At 38.8% G+C, this 18,858-nt stretch carries 14 protein-coding genes; all 14 read left to right on the top strand.

The genetic code is table 11. The features are described 5' to 3' along the window. The first annotated feature begins 15 nt into the window (after positions 1–15). The 14 genes from LEPBI_RS16580 (at position 16) to LEPBI_RS16515 (ending at position 18,687) form a co-directional block, all read left to right on the top strand. A complete protein-coding gene (locus LEPBI_RS16580) occupies positions 16–1,335 on the top strand; it encodes a glycoside hydrolase family 172 protein (protein ID WP_012390303.1) in 1,320 nt (439 codons plus the stop codon). Continuing rightward, complete coding sequence (locus tag LEPBI_RS16575) at positions 1,328–2,245, top strand: sensor domain-containing diguanylate cyclase (RefSeq protein WP_012390302.1); 918 nt, start codon at positions 1,328–1,330, stop codon at positions 2,243–2,245. Before LEPBI_RS16580 ends, LEPBI_RS16575 begins: the two co-directional genes overlap by 8 nt. Before the next feature lie 145 nt (positions 2,246–2,390). After that, positions 2,391–3,422, top strand: a complete 1,032-nt coding sequence (hrcA, locus tag LEPBI_RS16570) for a heat-inducible transcriptional repressor HrcA (RefSeq protein ID WP_012476458.1) — start codon at positions 2,391–2,393, stop codon at positions 3,420–3,422. An 11-nt stretch (positions 3,423–3,433) separates the two neighbouring features. Next, positions 3,434–4,006 (top strand): nucleotide exchange factor GrpE, encoded by a 573-nt coding sequence (grpE, locus tag LEPBI_RS16565; protein WP_012390300.1) that lies wholly within the window; start codon positions 3,434–3,436, stop codon positions 4,004–4,006. A gap of 23 nt (positions 4,007–4,029) precedes the next feature. Continuing rightward, positions 4,030–5,964, top strand: coding sequence for a molecular chaperone DnaK (gene dnaK, locus LEPBI_RS16560; protein WP_012390299.1), 1,935 nt, complete (start codon positions 4,030–4,032; stop codon positions 5,962–5,964). 22 nt (positions 5,965–5,986) lie between these two features. After that, positions 5,987–7,114, top strand: a complete 1,128-nt coding sequence (dnaJ, locus tag LEPBI_RS16555) for a molecular chaperone DnaJ (protein WP_012390298.1) — start codon at positions 5,987–5,989, stop codon at positions 7,112–7,114. Positions 7,115–7,138: 24 nt separating this feature from the next. Next, positions 7,139–8,101 carry a Gfo/Idh/MocA family protein gene (locus tag LEPBI_RS16550; RefSeq protein ID WP_012390297.1) on the top strand — a complete coding sequence of 321 codons (963 nt, stop codon included), beginning with the start codon at positions 7,139–7,141 and terminating at the stop codon, positions 8,099–8,101. Continuing rightward, on the top strand, positions 8,101–8,667 hold the full coding sequence (locus LEPBI_RS16545) for a YqgE/AlgH family protein (RefSeq protein ID WP_012390296.1): 567 nt from the start codon (positions 8,101–8,103) through the stop codon (positions 8,665–8,667). Before LEPBI_RS16550 ends, LEPBI_RS16545 begins: the two co-directional genes overlap by 1 nt. Before the next feature lie 21 nt (positions 8,668–8,688). Then, complete coding sequence (locus tag LEPBI_RS16540) at positions 8,689–9,438, top strand: SDR family NAD(P)-dependent oxidoreductase (protein WP_012476457.1); 750 nt, start codon at positions 8,689–8,691, stop codon at positions 9,436–9,438. 177 nt (positions 9,439–9,615) lie between these two features. After that, positions 9,616–11,040 (top strand): circularly permuted type 2 ATP-grasp protein, encoded by a 1,425-nt coding sequence (locus tag LEPBI_RS16535; protein WP_012390294.1) that lies wholly within the window; start codon positions 9,616–9,618, stop codon positions 11,038–11,040. Between the two features lie 9 nt (positions 11,041–11,049). Next, entirely contained in the window at positions 11,050–12,018 is a 969-nt protein-coding gene (locus LEPBI_RS16530; protein WP_012390293.1) for an alpha-E domain-containing protein, read from the top strand. Between the two features lie 2 nt (positions 12,019–12,020). Next, positions 12,021–15,278, top strand: a complete 3,258-nt coding sequence (locus LEPBI_RS16525; protein WP_012390292.1) for a transglutaminase family protein — start codon at positions 12,021–12,023, stop codon at positions 15,276–15,278. Then, positions 15,279–17,813, top strand: coding sequence for a circularly permuted type 2 ATP-grasp protein (locus LEPBI_RS16520; protein WP_012390291.1), 2,535 nt, complete (start codon positions 15,279–15,281; stop codon positions 17,811–17,813). After that, positions 17,806–18,687, top strand: a complete 882-nt coding sequence (locus LEPBI_RS16515; protein WP_012390290.1) for a transglutaminase family protein — start codon at positions 17,806–17,808, stop codon at positions 18,685–18,687. Before LEPBI_RS16520 ends, LEPBI_RS16515 begins: the two co-directional genes overlap by 8 nt. Positions 18,688–18,858 lie beyond the last annotated feature (171 nt).

Raw genomic sequence — 18,858 nt, 5'->3', positions numbered from 1 at the left:
CGTAGAGCGAATCGTATGTTATATTCTTTCCCAAACATTTTGCTGATTTATAATCAAATCCGTAAGTTCGTCCAAAACAAAACGGAAAATAATTTCCCATTCAAAAAGGAAAGGAAACTCCATCCGATTTGCCATACGAGTCAAAAGGTAGGTTTCCGTTCGTTTGTTTCGATGTATCTATTTTTCATCATACTCGTTTCATTCACAACACAGATGTTAGCCGATGGGTGGGATGCAACCATTTGGAAGGAAAAAACCTACCAAAACAAACGGATCTCCAGTTCTGATCCCACAGAGGGAAATGATGATTTCATCAAAATTCCCAAAAAGAAAACTGTGACCATTGCCGAAATCAAAGGCCGTGGGATCATCAAACACATCTGGATGACATTGGCAAGTAAAGACCCAATGGCACGAAAAAATGCCGTCATTCGAATGACTTGGGACAACCATACATATCCTTCCGTGAACGTTCCGTTAGGTGAATTTTTTGGCCAAGGCTGGGGAGAAGAATACATACTCAATTCTTTGCCACTCGTTGCTGCTCCCAAAAAAGGTAAATCAATGAACTCCTATTTTCCGATGCCATTTGAATCGGGAGCTAAAATTGAAATTGAAAACGAATCGGAAGAAGACATTACCAATTTTTATTTTTATATCGATTATGAAGAATGGAAATCACCTCTCGACTCACCACTCCGTTTTCATGCCGAGTGGAACCGAAGTATCACCAAACCGAACACTTCGAACCAAAGGGAAAATGAATGGTCACTCCTTGGAGAGATGGAAAGAACAAAATTCAAAAAGGAAAATTATTTTACTGTCCTCGAAACAGAAGGAAAAGGTCAGTTCATTGGCCTCAATCTGTATGTCGATTCACCGACACCTCTTTGGTATGGCGAAGGAGATGATTTAATTTTTATCGATGGGAACCAAACAACCGCTACACTAAAAGGAACAGGAACCGAAGATGTGTTTAATACCGCTTGGTCCCCCAAAGAAGTGTTTATGCATCCTTATTTTGGTTATCCGAGAGTATCCGATTCCATCGGTTGGTTGGGTAAAACCCATTTGTATCGATTTTGGGTAGAATCCCCTATTCGTTTTGAAAAAAATTTCCTATTCTTACTCGAACATGGTCATGCAAATTCCTTGACCTTAGATTTGATCTCTGTTGCTTATTGGTATCAGAGTCTGAATCCAAAACCAATGAAGGTTTTGCCGAAAAAAGAGTTCAGGGTGAACCAACCTGAGATTAATTTTCGTCATATCCATAAGTGGCGGGATTCATTCCGAAGTGAAAAAGCAAATGGGGAAATTTGGGGAAATGAATGAGTTTCATACAGAGGCATTGTCAAAGGAAATAGTTTCCCAATCGATTGATTCGATTGTCGTTTTGGATACCAACCAAAAGATTTTATTTAGTAATGTAGCCTTACAAACATTAACTGGTTATACAGAAGAAGAGTTATACGGAAAAACATTTTCCTTTTTGTTCCCACCGAATGAAAAAGGAGAACAATCTTCGATTGAATCCTTTGTTAGCTCGAATGAAGCACATTACATAGCAGGTTTTTTAAAAGAATTAGAACTCATCACAAAACCAAAAGGTACGATTCCTGTGGAAATTCGTGCCTTTACCATCCAAAATGAGAACAAAGAATACTATGCTGCCATCATTCGAGATGTTCGGGAACGTAGGCGACTAGAAGAACAAAAAAATGTTCTCATCAATAGTTTGAAACGTTTGGCCTATATGGACGAACTCACGATGTTACCAAACCGTCGATCCTTTGCCGACACCTTACAAAAAACGATTGCTACCGTCAAACGACGTAACCGTGAATCTGTCCTTGCGGTGATGGACATTGACCATTTCAAAGTGATCAATGATACTTACGGGCATGACATCGGGGATTTGGTCTTAAAAAAAATGGCCAATATCTTTGTGGATTGCCTCCGCGAAGAAGACACCGTCGGAAGGCTTGGTGGCGAGGAATTTGGATGTATCCTACCTGATACCACAACAGAAGGGGCCACCATTGTCCTCGACCGGCTCCGCGAATCTGTGGAAACCCACCGGTTTTTTATTTTTGATAATTATTATTTGAACATCACCTTAAGCATTGGTTACACCAAGGTTCACCCGATCCAAAAGCCCGAAGAAGTTCTCAAATTTGCTGACATTGCCCTCTACCAGGCAAAAAATCACGGAAGGAACCGGATCCAAGTCTACCCTGTCTGAAAAAAATTAGCAGTTTGCCAGAAAGTCTGCTAAATTTCGCCCCTTGGATCAGCATCTTGCTTGACGAAAAAAATGGGAATTCGTAAACTTTAAGCATAGATTAGCACTCTAATCATCAGAGTGCTAAAGGAAGAGCTTGGAGGCTATGGACCTTTCCCCTAGACATCGTTCCATTTTGAAAGCATTGGTTGAGGAGTTTGTTTCAGACAACAAACCTGTCGGCTCCAAAACCCTTTCTGAAAAATACGATATCGGCCTTTCACCAGCTACCATTCGTTCCTGCCTTGCGGAACTAGAGGACATGGGTTTCATTGTGGCCCGACATACCTCTGGGGGCCGTGTGCCAACGGAACGAGGGTATCGGTTGTATGTGGATAGCCTTGTGACTCTATTTGAGCTCACGATGCGTGAGAAACAAAGGATCCAGGAAGAGTATCTTCGGATGCAATTTCGATTGGACCAAGTTCTCATCGCAACCTCCAAGGTATTAGCTTCTCTTTCGCAATCAGCGAGTGTGGTTCTTGGTCCGGAAGGATCTTTGGATACACTCAAACACATTGAACTCATCCATGTCAATGGTGGAGAAGTTCTGATGATCCTTGTGATGCGGTCAGGTACTGTGCTGAATCGAAATATCTTTTTCGATTTTCATATCTCACAGGAGACCTTGTACCAAATTTCAAGGTATTTGAATGATAACGTCAAAGGTTTTGATGTTCATGAAATTCAAAGTAATCTGATCCCTCAGATGATGTTGAAAAAGGAAGGTCCAGAAGGATTCACTTTGTTCGCACCTTCTATTGCAAGGGCTATGGGAACAGATAGTCATTCTGTTGATAACTTGTATATCGATGGATTGAAAAACTTATACGAAAACTTTAAGGATGAAGAGGAGCAATTAGAAAACATCCTGCATCTATTTGATGAAAAACAGTTCCTCAAAGAATTTTTTAGCGATTATGTTCCGATGGATGGTGTATACACGATTATCGGAAAAGACGGCAATGAGAAGTTAGGTGGTGTTACCATCATCACAACCAATTACCGTATGGGTGAAAAGAGGATTGGTTCCATGGGAATCATAGGTCCTCAGAGGATGAATTACAACAAAGCATTACCTTTGATTGAGTTCACTTCAAAGTTAGTTTCAGAAATGATAACGAAATTGAGCAGGTAGTAGGAGGCGAAATGGCAGAAGAAACGAACCAATCCCTAGAAGATCAAAATGTGCAAGTCGAAGAAGGGCAGACCATTTCAGATGAGGCCATTGAACAAGCGGTAGAAGGTGCTGAAAAAGAACTCGATAACGCTAAAAAAGAAATCGAGTCCTTAAAAGATTCCTGGCTAAGAGAACGTGCGGAGTTTCAAAACTACAAACGTAGAACAGCAAACGACTTGTTGAATGCTAGGAAAGAATCCATCAAAAAGTTTGCGGAAGGACTCACAGGTGCTTTGGACAATTTGGAACGTGTATCAAATGTTCCAAACCAAACACCAGAAGTAGTCGCCTTTGTTGAAGGGATCAAGATGGTACAAAAGGAATTTTATTCCGTTTTGGAAAAAGAAGGAATCAAACGTTTGGATCCAAAAGGACAACCGTTTGACCCTATGCTCATGGAAGCAATTGCTTCCGAGGAAAGTGCAGAATTTACGGAAGAGACAGTTGTCGAAACCTACCAAGCTGGTTATTACCATGAAGAAGGTGAAAGCAAACAATCCATTCGTCCTGCACGTGTAAAAGTGGGAAAACCACAAAGTTAATATAAGTAAGAAGGAGAAAGACTATGTCTAAGGAAAAAATCATAGGTATCGATTTAGGAACCACTAACTCATGTGTGGCGGTAATGGAAGGTGGTGATCCAGTTGTCATTCAAAACTCGGAAGGGGCAAGAACCACTCCTTCGATTGTTGCTTTTACTGCAAAGGGTGAAACCATTGTAGGTCAGTTTGCAAAAAACCAGGCAATTACAAATGCTGTGAATACCATTCGTTCTGCGAAACGTTTTATCGGTCGTCGTTTTAACGAAGCCGGTGACGAATCAAAGATGGTATCCTACAAAGTGATCCGTGCTGGAAATGACGGTGTCAAATTCGAAACTGTTTCTGGTGAATTCACTCCACAAGAAATTGCGGCTCGTGTACTTCAAAAAATGAAGAAAACAGCAGAAGATTTTCTTGGCCATGAAGTAAAAAAGGCAGTGGTAACGGTTCCTGCATACTTCAATGACGAACAAAGACAAGCTACAAAAGATGCAGGTCGTATTGCTGGACTTGAAGTAGAACGTATCATTAACGAACCAACTGCCGCAGCTCTTGCGTATGGATTTGATAAGAAAAAAACCAATGCAAAGATCGCCGTATATGACTTAGGTGGTGGAACGTTTGACGTTTCGATCCTAGAGCTTGGCGACGGAGTATTCGAAGTAAAATCCACAAACGGTGACACTCACCTTGGTGGTGATGACTTTGATAACGTGGTCATGCAGTGGATGATCGACGAATTCAAAAAACAAACAGGAATTGATATTTCTGGAGATAAAAACACAGTACAACGATTGAAAGAAGCTGCTGAAAAAGCAAAAATCGAGTTGTCTGGAACGTCTTCCACACAAATCAACCTTCCCTTCATCACAGCAGATGCATCCGGTCCAAAACATTTGGATATGACACTCACCAAAGCAAAGTTTGACGAAATCACAAGATCTCTTGTGGAAAGAACTCGTATTCCTTGCATCAATGCATTAAAAGATGCAGGACTTTCTGCAAGTGAAATCGATGAAGTCATCCTTGTGGGTGGATCCATTCGTATCCCTGCTGTGCAAGCTCTTGTAAAAGAAATTTTTGGTAAAGAACCAAACAAATCTGTAAACCCTGACGAAGTGGTAGCCGTAGGTGCTGCGATCCAAGGGGGAGTTCTTGCAGGTGATGTAACCGATGTATTGTTACTCGATGTAACTCCACTTTCACTTGGGATTGAAACTCTCGGTGGTGTGATGACAAAACTCATCGAAAGAAACACAACCATTCCTACAAGAAAATCACAAGTGTTTTCCACTGCGGCAGACAACCAAACAACTGTTTCCGTTCACGTATTACAAGGGGAACGAGAAATGGCAAGTGCCAATCGAACTCTCGGTCGATTTGACTTAGTGGGAATTCCATCAGCACCAAGAGGTGTTCCTCAAATCGAAGTGACATTTGATATTGATGCGAACGGTATCGTTCACGTGTCTGCAAAAGATTTGGGAACTGGCAAAGAACAAAAGATTCGTATTGAATCATCTTCTGGACTCTCTGAAGAAGAAATCAAAAAGATGGTGAAAGATGCAGAAGCTCACGCTGAAGAAGATAAAAAACTTCGCGAAGCGGCTGACACGAAAAACGAATTGGAAGCCATTGTTTACCAATTGGAAAAAACCATTGGTGAATCTGCTGACAAACTCGACGAATCAGAAAAACAAAGAGCACAGGACGAAATCAAACGCGGCCGTGAAGCCATGGAATCTGGTGACCTCGAACGTATGAAAGCATCTAGAGACTCGATCCAACAAGTTGCAATGCAAATCGGACAAAAAATCTATAGCCAAGCAGGTCCTGAACAAGGAGCTCCTGGTGCAGAAGCTGGTGCCGGTGCAAGCCAAGGTGCAAGTGGAACTGACGCAAATGGCGAGAAGGTAGTCGATGCTGATTACACTGTGGTTGACGAAGACAAAAAATAAATAGAGATAAAGAAGTAAAACAATGAGCGACCGTGGTTACTACGAAGTATTAGGCGTTTCGAAAGGTGCCTCTGATGATGAGATCAAGAGCGCCTATCGTAAGTTAGCCATCAAATATCACCCTGATAAAAATAAGGGTGATAAAGAAGCGGAAGAAAAATTCAAAGAGGCAACAGAAGCCTACGAAGTGTTACGCGATCCGCAAAAACGCCAAGCATATGACCAATTTGGGAAAGCTGGTGTGAATGCAGGTGCAGGAGGAGGGTATGGAGCTGGTGCTTATACCGACTTCTCCGATATCTTTGGAGACTTTGGTGATATCTTCAGTGAATTTTTTGGAGGCGGAGGTGGTGGCGGTAGCCGCGGTGGTGGAAGAAGGTCTGGTCCTCAAAGGGGATCAGATCTCCGTTATAATTTAGAAGTCAGTTTAGAAGACGCTGCTCTTGGAAAAGAGTATAAAATCGAAATCCCAAGACTTGAAACTTGTGTCGATTGTACGGGTTCCGGTGCTTCCAAAGGATCGTCACCAACCGTTTGTCCTGATTGTTCGGGAACAGGCCAAGTGAGAAGGACCCAAGGATTTTTTAGTGTGACGACCACTTGCCCACGTTGTAAAGGAAAAGGAAAAGTCATTTCCAATCCTTGTAAAACTTGTAAAGGTGAAGGCCTAACAGAGAAAAGACGAACCATTCATATCAAAATCCCTGCGGGAGTGGAATCGGGAAGCCGGCTCAAAGTATCTGGTGAAGGGGAATCCGGTCCCAATGGTGGACCAAGTGGTGATTTGTATGTTGTCACTCATATCAAAAAACACCCAGTCTTTGAACGCCAAGGAAACGACCTAATTGTCCAAAAATCGATTTCTTTATCGATGGCTTGCCTTGGTGGAGAGATTGAAGTGCCTTCGATTGATGGAAAAACCATCCAACTCAAAATCCCGGAAGGAACCGAAAGTGGACAGATCTTCCGCTTAAAAGGACATGGGATCCCATACCTTGGTTCCTATGGAAAGGGAGACCAACATGTCATCATCAAAGTCGAAATTCCTAAGAAACTTTCTAAAAAACAGAAGGAATTAATGGAAGAATTTGCCCGTGAGTCTGGCGAAAAGGTCGGCAGCGGGGGAAAATCGAAGTTGTTTTTCCGCTAATCCTTTTAAATATTGAGAGCATCTATGGAGAAAAAAGTCCGACTCGGAGTCATTGGTACAGGCCATATGGGCCAGTACCACGTAAACGTTGCCAAACAATTAACTGATGCTGAACTCATCGGGATATTTGATGCCAGTGCAGAACGTGCCACCCAAATTGCTGAGAAACATAAAACAAAAGCATTTGGTACGATTGAAGATTTATTAAAGGAAACTGATGCAATCATCATTGCGGCACCTACTTTTTTACATCACAAGATCGCCAAACAGGCGCTCACTGAAAAGAAACATGTTTTGGTAGAAAAACCAATCTCTCAAACGGTGGAAGAAGCCAAAGAACTTGTAAACTTGGCAAAACAAAACAACTTGATATTACAAGTGGGCCATGTGGAACGATTCAATGGTGCTGTTTTGGAACTCGGTAAAATTGCCGAACATCCAATTCTCATCGAATCCAGAAGAATTGCTCCTTATAATAGTCGTATCACTGATGTTGGTGTTGTTCTCGATATGATGATTCATGATATCGACATCGTACTCAACTTAGTGAAGTCTGAAGTGACAGAAGTAAAGGCAGTTGGATCTTCCATTGTGTCCAATCATGAAGATGTAGCGACTGTTGTTCTGAAATTTGCAAATGGATGTGTTGCTTCTTTAAATGCTTCACGCTCCTCCCAAGCAAAAATACGAACACTCAATATTTCACAAAAAGATTCTTACGTATTTTTAGATTTCACCAACCAAGAGATTGAATTGCATAGACAAGCAAGTTCAACAACTCAATTGGGAAGTGGAGAAATCAAATACAGGCAAGAATCCATTGTGGAAAAAATCTTTGTTCACAAAGACAACCCTCTCAAACAAGAACATGAACACTTTGTAAAATGTATCAAAGGCGAATCTGAACCAATGGTGAAAGGTGACTCTGATATCAAAACATTAGAAGTGGCATATAAAATTTTAGAAGAAATACACGGCAAAAAATAATGACAGAAAATCCTGATTCAACTCGTGGGAAGTTACTGATTTCCAATTCTAGTGTGATTCAGGATTTTTTTCATAAATCCGTTGTCCTTATGGTTGATCATGATGATGACGGAGCTTTTGGTTTGGTACTCAATAAACCAACTGACCAGACCATGGAATCCTTGATTAAAAATTTACCTGATACTGTACATTCCAACAAACCAGTGTATGCTGGCGGACCTGTTGACAATCTGTTTGTTTCCATTTTACATAATGGAAAACAAACAGCTGATCCAGGTGTGGAAGTGGTACCAGGAATTTATATGGCGCGAAGTTTTGATACTATGTTAGAAGTATTATCTTCAGATCAAATCCAATTTCGAGTCTTACAAGGGTATGCAGGTTGGTCTTCCGGACAGTTAGAAAGTGAATTTGATCGCCTGTCTTGGGTAGTTTCTGATTTGGTAGATGATTCCATTGTATTTAAAGAAGATGAATCAGAAGTAATTTGGAAAGAAGCTCTACGGAGTAAAGGTGGAATTTACAAATACTTTGTAGACCATACAAAGGATCCATCTCTCAATTAACATAAATTAACTGACATCCGTATGAAACTTGCTTCTAAAAAAATTGTATTAACCAATGGTTCTTCTCCCTTAGGAAAGGAACTATTGTCGTTATTGCTTGGTGAAGGAGCCTTGGTGGTTGTTGGTGACATCAATCCAGAAGTAATTCCAAACCATGTGAATCTTCAAAAATACAAAATTGATCCATGTAAACCAGATCAAATCGAACGATTGATTGAATCAGCAATTGAAACTCTCGATAAAATTGACATCTTCATTATCAATTCCGAACAATTTTCTTATGCTGAGGATGAAAAGGAAAATTGGGCAGGGCTCAAATATTTGTTCCAAACAAACTCCCTTGGCCCCATTTTTGCGATTCAAAGATTAACCAATTTGATTTCAGTTGGGCTTCACATCATCCTTGTTAGTTCAGAAGTTTCTTTTTATCCAACACCAGGGTATGGATTGTATGGTGCATCCAAACATGCTTTTGATTATTTTTGGGATTCTTACCGTAAACAAGTGGGGAAAAATTTTCATTTCTCGCGAGTGGTGGCCAAAACTCCCGGAAACTCGAATCCCTCTCAACTAGCAAAGAAGGTATTTCGATCCATTTTACGGCCCAAACACTCTCGGTATGAATCATGGAACCAGTGGTTTCAGAAAAAAAGTTTTGAAATATTCCCATTTTTTCTCTTTTTTCGATCTCTCTTGTACGAATTCCTCCTAAAAGTAGAGAAAAAGAAAAAAAATCTCCCCCTCCCTCACAACCAATCTAACGAAACATAATCATTCTGTGTAGTAATCATACAACACTCACTTGAGTTATTTATGATTGCTTAGTAATTCAGCATGATTGTTCCCAATACTTCCTGACTTATGTCGGATCATGTGTAGAGTCCTGGTTTCCCGACATTTTTTCCATTTGGTACAAATATTGCTACTTAAGTTAGCAGAGGCCAACCCATGTTTATCGCAGACTATAGCGCAAAAAATATTTATGATGAGATGTTTTCAAATGAAGGATTTCCACGTAAAAGTTATGATTTTGTGAAAACAAAAATGGAAAGTTTAGGTGGAATTGAATTACTCAAACGTAGTAGTTCCGCCGAACGTGCATTAATGTCACTTGGAATCACCTTTACATTGTATGGTGATGGTGGCGAACAAGAAAGGATCATGCCCTTCGATGTCATTCCAAGGATTGTTCCAAGTGAAGAGTGGATTAATATTGAAAAAGGTTTAAAACAAAGGATCCTTGCCCTCAATTTATTTTTAAATGATATTTATAGTGAAAGAAAGATCTTAAAGGATAAAATCATTCCATCCGAAATCATTGATTCGAGTACAGGATATTTAAAACAATGTATGGGTCTGAAACCTCCAAAAGACATTTGGATCCATATCACAGGTACCGATTTGGTGCGTGATGGAGCAGGTGCCTTTCATGTTCTGGAAGATAACCTTCGTTGCCCATCTGGTGTGTCTTATGTTTTAGAAAATCGCGAAGTGATGAAACGTACTTTTCCAGAACTTTTTGAAAAATTAAATATAAGACAGGTATATGATTATCCATACCATCTAAGATCAATGTTAGAGAATCTAACAGATGTCAGTGATCCAGTCATAGCTGTTTGGACTCCTGGTGTTTATAACTCGGCCTATTATGAACACAGCTTTTTAGCGCAAAAAATGGGAGTGTATCTCGTCGAAGGTACAGACCTGGTAGTTGAAAACCATAAAGTATATATGAAAACAACAAAAGGTTTGCGTAAAGTAGATGTCGTATATCGAAGGATCGATGATACGTTTATGGATCCAACTAGTTTTAGAGAAGATTCGCTTCTTGGAGTCAAAGGAATTTTTGAAGCATATAAAAGAGGAAATGTTGCTCTTGCCAATGCACCTGGAACAGGCGTAGCTGATGACAAAGTAATCTATTCGTATGTTCCAAAAATCATCAAATATTACTTAGGTGAAGATCCTATCATTCCTAACGTTCCGACTTACCTTTGTTCCGAAGGCCCTGATTTAAAATTTGTTTTGGAAAATATTCATAACCTAGTTGTGAAAGCAGCCAATGGTGCTGGTGGATATGGAATGATCATTGGACCAAAATCGACAAAACAAGAACAAGAAGATTTTAAAGAACTCATCAAAGCTGATCCAAGAAACTACATTGCGCAGCCTGTTTTAAATTTATCCACAGTTCCTACTTTGATCTCCGATAAAATCGAATCCAGGCATGTGGATTTACGTCCGTTCATTTTATACGGTAAGGACATTTATGTCATGCCCGGTGGACTCACTCGTGTGGCTTTACGAAAAGGATCTTTGGTTGTGAATTCATCCCAGGGAGGCGGTTCAAAAGACACCTGGGTTTTAGGATAAGGCGCTTTTATGTTAAGTAGAGTAGCCGAATCTGTTTTTTGGATGAATCGTTACATCGAACGAGCGGAGAACTACTCCCGCTTCATCGATGTCAATCATCAGTTATCTTTGGATTTGAATGAAGAAGTTCCCAATCAATGGTTACCGTTGGTGCATACCACTGGTGATTATGAATTATTTGAGAAAAGGTATTCAAATCCAACTCCAGTGAACGTGATTCGATTCATGACATTTGATGAAGAGAATCCAAATTCCATTTTTCAGTGTTTGTCGAAGGCACGTGAAAATGCCCGCACGATCAGGGAAAACATCTCTACTTCGATGTGGGAAGTGTTAAATGAGTTTTATTTATATGTGAAAAACTATCGTAAACTGTATTTGGAATCAACGGAAGCACATGGAGATACATTATCCATGGACCTTTCAGATTTTTTAAGTACAGTTCGGAAGAGTTGCCAAAGTTTTTATGGCTGTTCCGATGCGACCATTTCCCATGATGAAGTTTGGAATTTTGCGTTGCTCGGTAGATTTTTGGAACGAGCAGATAAAACCACTCGAATCTTAGACATGAAGTATTTTATCCTTCTTCCTTCTGTTCATGACATTGGTTCTACTTTAGATTTATTACAATGGTTATCGCTTTTAAAGTCTGCCAGTGCACATGAGATGTATAACCGAAAGTACAAAAAAATTGATCCAACCGATATTGCCGAATTTTTGATTCTTAATGATACATTCCCGAGGTCGATTATCTTTTGTATCCAAGAAATGCAGGAAGCATTGGAAAAAATTTCAGGATTAAAAGAAGGACTTCCAAGGAACTCTGCACAGGATGCAACAACTGTATATTTAAATCGATTACGTTCGGAAAATATCAAATCAATTTTTGATAAAGGATTACACGAGTATTTAGATGATATTCAGATCGAATTAAATCAAATCGGTTCTAAAATTGTAGAGCGATTTTTCACCAACTAATTATGAGTATACGAGTCGCTTTAACACATATCACTACATACCAATACGACAAATCAATTTCACTTTCGCCACATGTGATTCGGTTACGTCCAGCCCCACATACAAAAAATCACATTGTATCCTATTCTTTAAACATCCTTCCAGAACAAAAATTTCTCAATTGGCAACAAGACCCATTTGGAAACTATTTAGCTCGTTTGGTGTTTCCTGAAAAAACCAACATTTTACAAGTGGCAGTGGATTTGGTAACAGATCTAAAAGTGATCAATCCTTTCGATTTTTTTGTTGAGGAATATGCTGAAAATTATCCTTTCCAATATGATAAAATTCTTAAAAAAGAACTCGCTCCTTATCTCAAACCAAAGAAACCAGGAAAACTTTTAGCTTCTTATTTAAAAACAATCAATGGTGAAAAGAAACGAATCGTAGAATTTCTAGTTGCCTTAAATGCAAAGATATACACTGACATTGGTTATGTGATACGGATGGAACCTGGGGTCCAACCAACAGAAGTGACTCTAACCAAACGGATGGGTTCGTGTCGTGATTCCGCTTACTTACTTGTTCAAATTTTACGTCATTTGGGACTCGCTTCTCGTTTTGTATCTGGTTATTTGATCCAATTAAAAGCGGATATAAAATCATTAGATGGTCCTTCTGGAACGGAAGTTGATTTCACGGATTTACATGCTTGGGCGGAGGTGTATTTACCTGGAGCGGGTTGGGTTGGTCTTGATCCAACATCAGGACTATTCACTGGGGAAGGTCATATTCCACTGGCAGCAACACCCGAGCCAGAATCAGCAGGTCCGATCCATGGATTTGCTGAAAAAGCAAAAATGGAATTTTCTTTTTCCATGCATGTGGAAAGAGTCTTGGAAACAACCAGAGTCACCTCACCGTATTTAGAAGAAGATTGGAATCGTATCATTCGATTAGGCGATACAATCAATAAACGAATCAAAAAAAATGACATCCGTTTGACGATCGGTGGTGAACCAACATTTGTTTCGATTGAAAATAGAGAAGCGCCAGAATGGAATTATGATGCGCTTGGATTTGAAAAGTATTCCAAATCAGAACAACTCATCAAAAGATTGGGAAAACATTTTGCCATTGGAGGATTACTCCAATACGGGCAAGGAAAATGGTATCCTGGAGAACCACTCCCTCGATGGGCTTTGATTTCTTATTGGCGCAAAGATAAAGAACCTTTATGGTCAAACCCACATTTATTAGCAGATGATCGGTATACAGGATCAGCTAATACCGATGATGCGAGAAAATTTATTTCTAGCTTAATCAAGTATTTAAAAGTTCCATCCACTTCCGTCTTACCTGCCTACGAAGATAATTTATACTATCTATGGCAAGAATCAAATTTACCAGAAGAAATGGAAACGTTGTTAGAAGAATCAAATTCCTACGATGCAATGGAACGAAGAAGGATTGTGAAGGTACTAGACCAAGGGATCCATAAAGAGGTCGGTTATGTGCTTCCATTGGACTTTGATCCATTACAAAAATTTTGGACTTCAAACGAATGGAAATTCCGCAGAGGGAAAATGTATTTGATCCCAGGTGATTCACCCATTGGATTACGTTTGCCCTTACAATCATTAAGTGGAAAATCTCAATTCACTTCTCCAGAAGATCCTTTTTCACCAAAACCACCACTTCCGAAAGTAAAAGAATTAAGCCAGTATCCATTACCAATGGCAAGTGTCAGTGATGATACAGGTGTTGAGATCTCTCGCAAAGCTCTTTGTGTAGAACCAAGAAATGGAAATCTAAGAGTATTTTTACCACCGATCGAATCTTTGGAAGGTTGGTTGTATCTTATTTATGCTATTGAACAAACAGCATTGGAAACAGATTTACCAATTGTGATCGAAGGGTATGAAGCACCGAGTGATCCAAGGTTAAATCGATTTAAAATTACACCAGATCCAGGTGTCATTGAAGTCAATTTCCATCCATCGAGTCAATTTGAAGAAATTGTTGAAAAAACAAAAATTCTATATGAAGAAGCACACCAACTCAAATTAACAGCGGAAAAGTTTTTGATTGATGGAAGGCATTCTGGAACTGGTGGTGGTAATCACATTACGTTAGGTGGAGAAAAGGTTAGTGACAGTCCTTTTCTTAGAAAACCATCATTACTTCGCAGTTTGGTTTCCTATTGGCAAAATCATCCAGGTCTCTCCTATTTATTTTCAGGGATGTTCATTGGACCAACTTCTCAATCACCCAGGATTGATGAAGCGAGAAATGATTCTTTACACGAATTAAAAATTGCATTCCAACAAATTGATTCAAGCCGAAATACACCTCCTTGGTTACTTGATCGATTGTTAAGAAATATTTTAATCGATGTTACTGGTAACACTCACAGAACTGAAATTTCAATTGATAAATTATTTGATCCTGGTTCTCCGACAGGTCGTCTCGGTTTGATCGAAATGCGAGCCTTTGAGATGCCACCCCATTATCAAATGAGTGTGATCCAACAAGCGTTTATGATGGCGATCATTTGTAAGTTTTGGGAAGAACCATACTTTGGAAATCCCATCAATTGGAATACAGAGCTTCATGACCGTTTTATGTTGCCATATTTTGTATATCGTGATTTTAAAGAAGTAATCATGGACTTACAAAATCAGGGGTTTTCGTTTTTATCGAAAGATTTTGATCCATTTTTTGAGTTTCGTTTTCCACAATATGGGATTTGTTATTTGGATGGCATGGAGATTGAATTGAGGATGGCACTGGAACCATGGAACGTGTTAGGTGAAGAAAATACTTCTCAAGGTACATCGAGGGGAGTGGATTCTGCAACGGAAAGGGTCCAAGTAAAAGTGAAAGGATTTCATCCTGATCGATATAAACTGAGTTGTAATGGTTATGAAGTTCCTTTACAGGCTACATCGATACAAAACGAATTTGTTGCTGGTGTTCGATTTAAAGCTTGGTCTCCAGTTTTCACTTTGCATCCACAACTACCTGCACAACAATCATTAGTTTTTGATGTATATGATACTTGGAACCATCGCTCGCTTGGAGGTTGTACTTATCATGTTTCCCATCCAGGAGGACTTTCTTACGAAACCATTCCTATCAATGGATATGAGGCAGAATCTCGAAGGATCTCTCGTTTTTGGACACATGGTCACAAAATAGGAAAGAGTTTACCTCCGATACGATTGGAAAATAAAGCCTTTCCTTGTACATTGGATTTAAGAATGGTTACTTCTAAGTAAATGATGACGAAAGACCCTTATCATCTCATTGATAATTATAAAACCATCCCTGGTGTTTACGATGAGTTGTATGATTTTGACGGTCAGATACGAAACAAATATAAGTTTTTAGTAAAATCTTTCCAAGAACTTGGGCCTGCAGAGTTAATCAACCGCAGACGAGATACAGATCGTATCTTACGAGAAAATGGAGTGACTTATAATCTTTACCAATCGGAACAACGGGAAGCAAAAGAAAGACCTTGGGAGTTGGACTTATTTCCTCTTGTCATGGAAAGTGAGGAATGGAGAATTTTAGAGAGAGGTCTAAACCAAAGAGCTGATCTTTTAGACGCATTGATACGAGATGTTTATTCAAAAAGAAGATTGTTGTATGAGAAAAAAATACCAGCAGAAATTTTATTCAATGAAACATCGTTTTTACGTGCTTGTGACGGGATGTATGAATCGAATCAATTTTTAGCAAAAAATCCAGCGTTAATGTTTTTTGTTTGTGATTTGATCCGTGCATCTGATGGAAATTTTTATGTTTTGAACGATCGTGTACAAGCTCCTTCTGGATCAGGTTATTCCTTAGAAAATAGAATTGTTTTATCAAGAATATTTCCAAGTATGTATCGTGATGCCATGGTGCATCGCGTTGCCGTATATTTTCGATCGCTACGAAAATCACTAACACAATTATCTGGTGTTAGTGGAAGAGAACCTTTAATCGTTTTATTAACTCCAGGTCCTTCGAATGAAACATATTTTGAACATGCTTATTTAGCAGGATATTTAGGTTATACTCTAGTGCAAGGGGAAGACTTAACTGTACGAAAAAACAAAGTATATATGAAGACTGTTGAAGGATTGCAACAAGTTGATTTAATTTTACGAAGAGTAGATGATGATTTTATGGATCCTCTTGAATTAAAAGGAGATTCATTACTAGGAATTCCTGGATTATTAGAGTCAGTTCGGTCAGGCAATGTAAAAATTGCAAATCCAATTGGAACAGGTTTTTTAGAGAATCGCGCACTTTTACCTTTTTATTCAGAGTTGTGTAGGTTTTATTTGGGAGAAGATTTAATTCTTCCGATGGCTCCTACTTACTGGTTAGGTAACAATCAACAATTTCAATTGGTTTTACAAAATCCAGAAAAATATGTTTTTAAAACCGTTTCCCGTACAGATGAAGAATTGCCTGTTACATTTGTTGAATTGAGTGGCCAGAGAAAGGATGTATTTTTAGAAAAATTAAGACAAGCTCCAAAACGATTCATTGCACAAGAAATGATCCAATCTGCCACAGTACCGGTATTAGGTGAAAATGGATTTCGTCCTGGCAGAGCAATTATGCGTACCTTTGTATCATCTTCTGGTTCTGGTTACCAAACCATGGCGGGAGGGCTTGTCAGAGTGTCGCCGAGTCTCGATGATTTTTTTATCACAAGCCAACGTGGTGCTTGGAGTAAAGATTTATGGGTATTATCGACAGAAACTCAAAAAGAAGAATCATTACTTGTTCCTAAATCAGATCAAATTTTGATTTCTCGCAAAAGTTCTGGTGTACCAAGCAGAGTTGCTGATAATTTATTTTGGTTGGCTCGTTACTTAGAAAGATCCGAAAACCAAACTCGAGTGATTCGAGAAGCAGTTTTTAAAATTCTACAAGTCGAAGATGGTTACGAAAAGGAATCATTAGAAAATATATTAAAACTTGTTACACATGTAACAAATAGTTATCCAGGATTTTTAGGAGATGATTCCGGGGAACTTTTCGCAAATCCATTTCCTGAATTGCAACGTTTGACCGTCGATAGGAATATTGTAGGAAGTTTAGGGTTTCATTTAAGAAGTTTGGTTTTGGCTTCAAAATCGGTAAGAGATCGACTTTCCGATGATATGAAGAAAATTCTTCTTCATTTAGAAGATCAATCAAGTTATGGAATCGAATCTTATGATCAAATAATAGATTTTCTTCAAAAGATCATTGTGAATCTATCATCACTCACAGGACTTTCATTCGAGAACATGAGTCGGGAGTCTGGATGGTATTTTTTAAATCTTGGAAGAAGAATTGAAAGATCAATCAATATGATACTCATGTTACAAGGAATGATTCAGTGGAAAAGTTTCGAAGACAAATCCTCATTCGAAACATTTTTGAGAATTAGCGATATCCGTTTAACATATAACCGTCGTTACTCTGGTAAAATTGATCAAGAATCTGTTTTGGATATTCTTTTGTTTGATACATCAAATCCAAGATCCTTGGCATATCAATTAGAACAGATTAATGCAGATTTACAGTTTTTGCCAGGCAAAGATAAAAAAACAGTTTATTCAGAAGATAGAGCTGCTTTACAGTTGTATACTCATTTTAAGATGAAAGACATCTCAATTTTCTTCGAATCAGAATCGCCGTTAACTGCCGTATCAATTTGGTTAGAAGAGTTACATGGATATTTGAGATTATTATCAGAATCACTATCTTCTCGTTACTTCAATTATACGGAAGAGCAAACAAGAATTGGTGATACAAATGGCTGATTTCAAAGTTATCCATAAAACAAAGTATAGTTATGATGATTTTGTAGCGTATTGTCATAATATGGCCCACATGTATCCATTAACAACCACTCATCAGGATTGTTATAGGACTCATGTAACCGTTAATCCTAAACCTGTAGTTTCTTCGTTTCGAAGAGACTATTTTGGAAACCAGGTGTTTCTCTTTTCTGTAGAAGACCCTCATCGATTTTTAGAAGTAGTTGTTGAATCAACGGTTAGAACCCATCAAAGTTTTGATTTTGACTTATCAAAATCAACTCCATGGGATTTTATTTATAATATGATACATGAATCAACCTTAGATTCTGATCTACAAGCAATTGAATTCATTCAACCATCTCCGTATATATCTTCTAAATTAAACTATTTCGATTTCGCAAATAACATATTTACATATAATAAACCGGTGTTTGTTGGTGCAATGGAGTTAACTAGATATATTTTTGAGAATTTTCAGTATGACCCCAAGGCAACCAATATTAATACACCACTAGAACAAGTGTTGTTTCAAAAAAAGGGTGTTTGCCAAGATTTTTCTCATTTGATGATTGCCGCATTACGTTCGTTAAATATTCCTTGTCGTTATGTAAGTGGATATTTAGAAACCTTTCCCCCTCCTGGAACTCCAAAGTTACAAGGAAGTGATGCAACACATGCTTGGGTGTCAGTTTATTGTCCAACCTTAGGTTGGTTGGATTTTGATCCGACCAATGGAAAATTAATTTCGGAAGAATATATCATAACGGCAATTGGTCGGGATTATTCTGATGTTTCGCCACTAAAAGGAATTTTGTTTGGTGGAGGAAAACACAAATTGAAGGTTGAGGTTGATGTCATACGAGAGCAAATATGAACTTTTATGAATAATAAATTTTTCTTTTAGGTATAGATTTGTTTTTGGAATGGGGATGTGATAGAGAGGACGTATTGGGTGGCGGGTCTAGTTCCCCACCCTAAACAGGGCGGGGATACCAATTTCCGCAATTGTATTCCGCAAAATTCCTTTCATCGATTTTCCTAAATC

Origin of the sequence: Leptospira biflexa serovar Patoc strain 'Patoc 1 (Paris)', assembly GCF_000017685.1 — a bacterium.
Taxonomy (GTDB): domain Bacteria; phylum Spirochaetota; class Leptospiria; order Leptospirales; family Leptospiraceae; genus Leptospira_A; species Leptospira_A biflexa.
This window is presented reverse-complemented; position numbering and strand designations above follow the sequence as displayed.